General features: G+C 68.9%; 9 protein-coding genes. 3 read left to right on the top strand and 6 right to left on the bottom strand.

Going from position 1 to position 6,133, the window contains the following annotated elements:
* Nucleotides 1–96 precede the first annotated feature (96 nt).
* From ACFVM3_RS37900 to ACFVM3_RS37890, 3 genes are all read right to left on the bottom strand, one after another.
* Complete coding sequence (locus ACFVM3_RS37900) at nt 97–885, bottom strand: SigB/SigF/SigG family RNA polymerase sigma factor (RefSeq protein WP_378444662.1); 789 nt, start codon at nt 883–885, stop codon at nt 97–99.
* On the bottom strand, nt 882–1,334 hold the full coding sequence (locus tag ACFVM3_RS37895) for an anti-sigma factor (RefSeq protein ID WP_378444664.1): 453 nt from the start codon (nt 1,332–1,334) through the stop codon (nt 882–884). Before ACFVM3_RS37895 ends, ACFVM3_RS37900 begins: the two co-directional genes overlap by 4 nt.
* 64 nt (nt 1,335–1,398) lie before the next feature.
* Nucleotides 1,399–1,731: a plasmid stabilization protein gene (locus tag ACFVM3_RS37890; protein WP_378444661.1), complete on the bottom strand. Its 333-nt coding sequence runs from the start codon at nt 1,729–1,731 to the stop codon at nt 1,399–1,401.
* Nucleotides 1,732–1,842: 111 nt separating this feature from the next.
* Between ACFVM3_RS37890 and ACFVM3_RS37885 the strand changes: the two genes are divergently transcribed.
* On the top strand, nt 1,843–2,805 hold the full coding sequence (locus ACFVM3_RS37885; protein ID WP_378444660.1) for a TIGR03557 family F420-dependent LLM class oxidoreductase: 963 nt from the start codon (nt 1,843–1,845) through the stop codon (nt 2,803–2,805).
* 85 nt (nt 2,806–2,890) lie between these two features.
* Nucleotides 2,891–3,082: a hypothetical protein gene (locus tag ACFVM3_RS37880; protein ID WP_378444659.1), complete on the top strand. Its 192-nt coding sequence runs from the start codon at nt 2,891–2,893 to the stop codon at nt 3,080–3,082.
* A gap of 1 nt (nt 3,083) precedes the next feature.
* On the opposite strand, the gene ACFVM3_RS37875 is transcribed toward ACFVM3_RS37880, so the two are convergent.
* Nucleotides 3,084–3,704: a UdgX family uracil-DNA binding protein gene (locus tag ACFVM3_RS37875; RefSeq protein ID WP_378444658.1), complete on the bottom strand. Its 621-nt coding sequence runs from the start codon at nt 3,702–3,704 to the stop codon at nt 3,084–3,086.
* A gap of 70 nt (nt 3,705–3,774) precedes the next feature.
* Between ACFVM3_RS37875 and ACFVM3_RS37870 the strand changes: the two genes are divergently transcribed.
* Nucleotides 3,775–5,088 carry a cytochrome P450 gene (locus ACFVM3_RS37870; RefSeq protein ID WP_378444657.1) on the top strand — a complete coding sequence of 438 codons (1,314 nt, stop codon included), beginning with the start codon at nt 3,775–3,777 and terminating at the stop codon, nt 5,086–5,088.
* On the opposite strand, the gene ACFVM3_RS37865 is transcribed toward ACFVM3_RS37870, so the two are convergent.
* Entirely contained in the window at nt 5,085–5,291 is a 207-nt protein-coding gene (locus tag ACFVM3_RS37865) for a helix-turn-helix transcriptional regulator (protein WP_034319648.1), read from the bottom strand. The two genes, ACFVM3_RS37870 and ACFVM3_RS37865, sit on opposite strands and share 4 nt — an antisense overlap.
* Nucleotides 5,291–5,770 (bottom strand): DUF2975 domain-containing protein, encoded by a 480-nt coding sequence (locus ACFVM3_RS37860; RefSeq protein ID WP_378444656.1) that lies wholly within the window; start codon nt 5,768–5,770, stop codon nt 5,291–5,293. The genes ACFVM3_RS37865 and ACFVM3_RS37860 overlap by 1 nt, the downstream gene beginning before the upstream one ends.
* Nucleotides 5,771–6,133: the final 363 nt, after the last annotated feature.

Genomic DNA, 6,133 nt, shown 5'->3' with positions numbered 1-6,133 from the left:
GGCGTAACTCGCGTGCTTGGAGCCGTATGAGAGAGTTACGCCTGCAATCACGCGAGTTACGTCTTTAATCACGCGTGTTACGCCTGAAGGTCGGCGTTACTCGGAGAGCTTCCCGCGCAGCTGGTCCAGCGTCTGCGACAGGAGCCGCGAAACGTGCATCTGCGAGATGCCGATCCGTTCCGCGATCTGCGTCTGGGTGTAGCCCCCGAAGAAGCGCATCACAAGGATCGCGCGTTCCCGCTTGGGGAGCTCCCGCAGCAGCGGTTGCAGCGCCTCGTGGTTCTCCACCAACGCCATCTCGTGGTCTTCCTCGCCGATCGTGTCGGCGAGCGAGAGGGCCTCGGTGGCGTTGTCGTGCACCGGTTTGTCGACCGACAGCGTCTGGTACGCCTGGCCGGCCAGCAGACCTTCCCGCACGTCGTTGACCTCGAGCCCGAGGTATTCGGCGAGTTCGGTCGGAGTCGGCGCACGGCCGAGCCGCTGGGACAACGCGGCCGTGCCCTGGCTGAGCGAGACGTGGAGCTCCTTGAGCCGCCTCGGCACCCGGACCGACCAGCCGGTGTCCCGGAAATGCCGCCGGACCTCGCCCATGATCGTGGGCACGGCGAACGAGAGGAAGTCGTGCCCACGGCCGGGGTCGAACCGGTCGACCGCGTTGATCAGGCCGATCCGCGCCACCTGGACCAGGTCTTCCCGAGGCTCGCCGCGGCCGGAGAACCTGGTGGCGATGTGCTCGGCGAGCGGCAACAGCTCGGTGACGAGGTGGGCACGCAGTTCCCGGCGGCGCGAGGAATCCTCCGGCAGGGAGGCCATCTCCTCGAAGAGCGGTTCACAATGGGCGTAGTCGTCCGCCTGCCGGGTGAGTGTCTTGCGCTCGCCACTCACCCGTCGCTCGTTCCCGGGGCCAAGACGAGGTCGATCGTCGTCGTCCCCCCTGTTTCGCCGGGGATCGGTTCGCACCGCGCCCGCACCGAGTGGGTCAACGTCGTCAAGACGTGCCAGCCGAAAGTCGTCTCGCTCGGCAGATAGGGCCGGTTCGTCCGCGTCGAGATCGAGACGGCGATTCCTTCCGGTATCTCGTGAAAGACACAACAAAGAACGGCTCCCAGTTCAGCGGGCTGGACAAGTTGGGAACAGGCTTCGTCGACGGCCATCTTCGCGTCTGAAATGGCGTCCAAGCCGAAGTCCGCACGGGCCACCACGCCATGGGTGAGCGTGCGAACGAGAGGGATCTGCTCCGCCTCGGCAGGAAGGCGGAGCTCGGCCCGATCGGACAGTCCGTCCGAGCCGGGCCGGGTCTGGGGGGTGAGGCCGCCCCGTCCGTGTGCATCCATTACGAAACCCATCCGTCCGTGGCCGTGGGGTGACCGCGGCGGTGCTCCGCCGCGTGACGCGTGATCAACGGCCCAGGGCTCGCTGAAGCTCCTTTTTGGACATCTTCGACCTGCCATCGACGTCGCGCTGTTTCGCTTCGTTGTAGAGCTGGTCCTTGGTCGGGCCGTTCGGGCCCAACCGGTTCCCGGACCGCTTGCCGCCCCGCCGCTGGGGTGACATGTCCTGGAGGGACGTACGGCTGGCCTCGCGTGACTCGCCTGCCTGCGCGCGGTTCTTGTTGACCGTGCGGGCGGCGATCTCCTCGGCCCGGTCGGTGCTCGCGCCCCGATCCTTCGCCGAGTCCTTGATGTGTTCGTACTGACGTTCTCGTTTGTCGCTCCAAGCCTGCTGCGGCATCGCGGCTCCTTCCTTCCCCCGGTCAGGTACCCCGTTCGATTCGCCGGATAAACGTCCGGTTGAGCCGGGGAACGGGCGGGTACGCGGGGGTCGGACGCGAAGGAGGCTTCTATGCGCATCGGCTACACCCTCATGACCGAACAGGCCGGACCGAAGGACCTGGTGGGATACGCCGCCGGGGCGGAGAAAGCGGGGTTCGACTTCGAGGTCATGAGCGACCACTTTTCGCCCTGGCTGGACGAGCAGGGGCATTCGCCGTACGCGTGGAGCGTGCTGGGAGCGGTCACCCAGAGTACCGAGCGGGTCGAACTGATGACCTTCGTGACGTGCCCGACCATGCGCTATCACCCGGCGGTGGTGGCGCAGAAGGCGGCGACCGTCCAGGCGCTGTCGGACGGCCGGTTCACCCTGGGCCTCGGCGCGGGGGAGAACCTCAACGAACACGTCGTCGGACGCGGCTGGCCGCCGGTGAACGTCCGGCACGAAATGCTCGCCGAAGCGGTCCAGATCATCGGCGGGCTGTTCGACGGCGGCTACTTCAACTACAAGGGTGACCACTTCCGGGTGGACTCGGCGAAGCTCTGGGACCTGCCGGAGCAGCGTGTCCCGATCGGGGTCGCGGTGTCGGGCTCGCAGTCGGTGACCCGGTTCGCGCCGATCGCCGACGCGATGATCGCGGTGGAGCCGGACGGGTCGCTGTGCCGGGAGTGGGACGCGACCAAACTCGGTCCGCCCAGCAGGAAGATCGCCCAGCTGCCGGTGTCCTGGGGCGAGGATCGGGAGGCCGCGATCCGGCGGGCGCACGAGCAGTTCCGCTGGTTCGGTGGCGGCTGGAAGGTCAACGCCGAACTGCCGGGGCCCGCGGGGTTCGCCGGCGCCACCCAGTACGTCAAACCGGAGGACGTCGCCGAGGCGATCCCGTGCGGGCCCGACGTCGACCGGATCGTGAAGCAGGTGGGTGAATTCGAGGCCGCCGGATTCACGGATCTGGCGTTGATCCAGATCGGTGGTGACCAGCAGGAAGGTTTCCTCCGCTTCGCCGAGGACACGCTGCTCCCGGCGCTGCGGGGCTGATTCACCCCCGAACGGGGTCACCCGTGTTCAAACCCGCGAGCCGCGGGTACCAATGCGACACATCCTTCACAGCCAAGGGGGACAGATGAACAACGAACTCGGACTCCATCCCGTCCCGGACCTGCTGCCGGAAGGCCAGGACACGCCGGAGCAGGAGGCGATCCGTCGTAAGGCGGCGCTCGCCGTGGCCGCGCGGGCGACGAGCGCCGAAGACTGCGCGACGCTGCTGGACATGCTCGGCCTGCACGACAGCGGCCGCAGCTCCGAAGTGGCGTGATTCAGCGGTCGCCGCGCGCCGCCACGAGATCCGCGACGAAGGCCCGGTAGGCCTCGTCGCGATCCGGCGCGCGCAGCACGGCGGACGGGTGCACGGTCGCGACCGCGGTGGTGGCGAACTCGGCGAGGTCGATCCGCTCGCCGCGGCTCCGGGTGATGCGGAAGTCATCGCCGAGGAGCGCCTTCGCCGCCGTCGCGCCGAGGAAGATCAGCAGTTCCGGGTGCACCGCCGCGAGTTCGGCGTGCAGCCATGGACGGCAGGCGACGATCTCGGTCTTGGACGGCGTCTTGTGGATCCGCCGTTTGCCGCGTTCGTCCCGCTTGAACTTGAAATGTTTGACCGCGTTGGTGACATAGATCTTCCGGCGGTCGAAGCCCGCCTCGTCGAGAGCCCGGTCGAGCAGCCGCCCGGCGGGCCCCACGAACGGGGCACCCTGCCGATCCTCCTGATCGCCGGGTTGTTCGCCGACCACCATGATCTCCGCCGTGCGTGAGCCTTCGCCGAAGACCGTCTGGGTGGCGTCGCGGTAGAGGTCGCAGCCGCGGCAGCCGGACGCCGCCGAACGAAGCTTGTCGAGATCCGCGGTCTCGGGCGGAGCCGCCCCGGGTGCCTTGGTCGCCATGGCGGCCGGATTCCCCGCCCGGACGTGGGACAAACCGGTTACGCGCGCGCCGCGCCGGGTAGCCCCGGGTATGGCGATTTCGACCGAACCGGCCACCGCTTCCGTCCAGGACACCGTGCGCGTCGCGCTGCGCGTCGTCCTGCCCACGCTCGCCGGCGGGGTGATCAAACGGCGGCCGCTGGGGATGGCCGCGGCTCAGAAACTTCAGTTCGACCGCGCCGCCGTGCGGCTGCTGGGGCGGCTCCGGTCCCACTACGGCCCTGGCCCGCTGCGCCTGCGGGTGCCCGGCCGCACGGTCGACTTGGCGCTGTCGGGGGAGGACGTCGGCGAGGTGCTCGCCGCCGCGCCGGTCCCGTTCAGCCCGTCGACCAAGGAGAAGCGGGCGGCTCTGGGACATTTCCAGCCGCACGGCGTGCTGATCTCGGACGCGACGGAGCGCGCGCCGCGCCGCAGGTTCAACGAGGACGTCCTCGAACCGGGGAAACCGCTGCACGACCTCGCCGCGCCCTTCGCCGCGGCGATCGCCGATGAGGCGGCGTCGCTCTGGGACGGCGGCACGCTGGACTGGGACACCTTCAACGTGGCCTGGTGGCGGATGGTCCGCCGGGTGACGCTCGGTGAGTCCGCGGCGGGCGACGACGGCCTCACCGACACACTCGCCCGCCTGCGGAAGGACGCGAACTGGGCGTACGCGCACCCCCGGCGCGACCGGCTCCACGATCAGTTCCGCACCAGGCTCATCGGCCACCTGGAACGGGCGGAGCCGGGAAGTCTCGCGGAAGCCATCGCATCGGCGGGTCCCTCGGGCGAGCGGACGATGGACGTCGTCGCCGACCAGGTCGCCCACTGGCTTTTCGCGTTCGACGCCGCCGGGATCGTCACCTTCCGCGCGCTCGCGCTGCTGGCCACCCATCCCGACGCACGGGAACGGGCCGACGAGGAGGTCGCGGCCGCCGACCTGACCGCGCCCGGCCAATTCGCGTACCTGCGTGCCTGTGCCCTCGAATCGGTCCGGCTGTGGCCGACCACGCCCGCGCTGCTGCGCGAGAGCACGGCCGAGACCGCTTGGGGACCCGCGGGGACCACGGTGCTGATCTTCACCCCGTACTTCCACCGCGACCCCGAATCCCTGCCCTACGCCGACCGGTTCGAACCCGGGATCTGGCTGGACGGCAGCGCGGCGGCCAATCCGGCGCTCGTCCCGTTCAGCGCGGGACCGGCCGTCTGCCCCGGTAGGGACCTCGTGCTGTTCTGCGCGAGCACGATGCTGGCGCACTTGATCAAGGACCGGCGTTTCGAGCTGGCCTCAGGTGCCGTCCTCGGGCCGGAGCGGCCGCTGCCCGCGACGCTCGACAACTTCCACCTGAAGTTCTCGGTGGCCTAGTCTTCGACCCATTCGAGCAGGTCGCCTGGCTGGCACTCGAGCACCCGGCACATCGCTTCGAGGGTGCTGAACCGGACGGCCTTGGCGCGGCCGTTCTTCAGCACCGCCACGTTCGCCGGGGTGAGCCCGACGAGTTCGGCGAATTCGCCGACGCTCATCTTGCGTTTGGCCAGCTCGACATCGATGCGGACGACGATCGGCATCAGATCACCTGTTCCATGTCCGACCGCAGGGTGGTGGCCTGCCGCAGCAGCGTGCGCATCACGACCATGAGCAGGCCGAGCACGGCGACGCCGATCAACGCCAGGAACAACAGCAGCGGCAGGCCCGGGTCTTCGGCGTTGAAGCCGACGTAGAGGAACACGCCCGCCAGCACCACCCAGCCGGCGAGGATGGCCCAGACGATGGCGTCCACCCATCTCAGGGACGCCTCGGTGAAGATCCGGTCCTTCTTGACCAGCGTGAGCAGATGCCAGGTGGCGACGACCACGACCTGGACGCACAGCACCCAGAAGAGGGAGATCGCTGTCGCGGGCCAGCGTAGGTACGCCATTTCGGGGTCCTGCCGTGCCATATGCGCGAACTGGCCCGGCAGGGACATGGTCTGGAAGAGGACGAGGACCCCGAACAACAGCACGAGGAACACTCGGAGAGGCGCGACCGCCCGTTGTCCTGTGATCATGCATCGAGTTTCGCGCGTTATCTATCGAAAGTCAATCGGTAGCTCTCGGTTCTCGATGTGGTCGAGTGGGTTGAAAGCGTCCTTCGCCGCACCTGACGCGGTGAAGGGGACCTTCGGGTCTTCTTCGGGGCGCGGCGGCGGGGTGCGCCCCGGGAGGGGGCGCGAAAGCCACTTTCGCAACGTTGAAGGTTGCGAAAGTGGCTTTCGCAACCCTGCGCACCCTGCACCGCGGCGGGTGCTCGCCGCCTCCGGTCGAGCGTGTCGCGGAAACCCCCGTGCGGACGGCGGATTTTCCCCAAAATGGGGTGTCGCCACCCCCCCCGGGGGGTGGCCCCCATGGGGCCCGCGCCCCCAAACGGCCCC

Origin of the sequence: Amycolatopsis sp. NPDC057786 (assembly GCF_042797905.1) — a bacterium.
GTDB lineage: Bacteria > Actinomycetota > Actinomycetes > Mycobacteriales > Pseudonocardiaceae > Amycolatopsis.
Note: the sequence above shows the minus strand (reverse complement) of the source record. Positions and strands in the feature narration are given on the sequence as shown.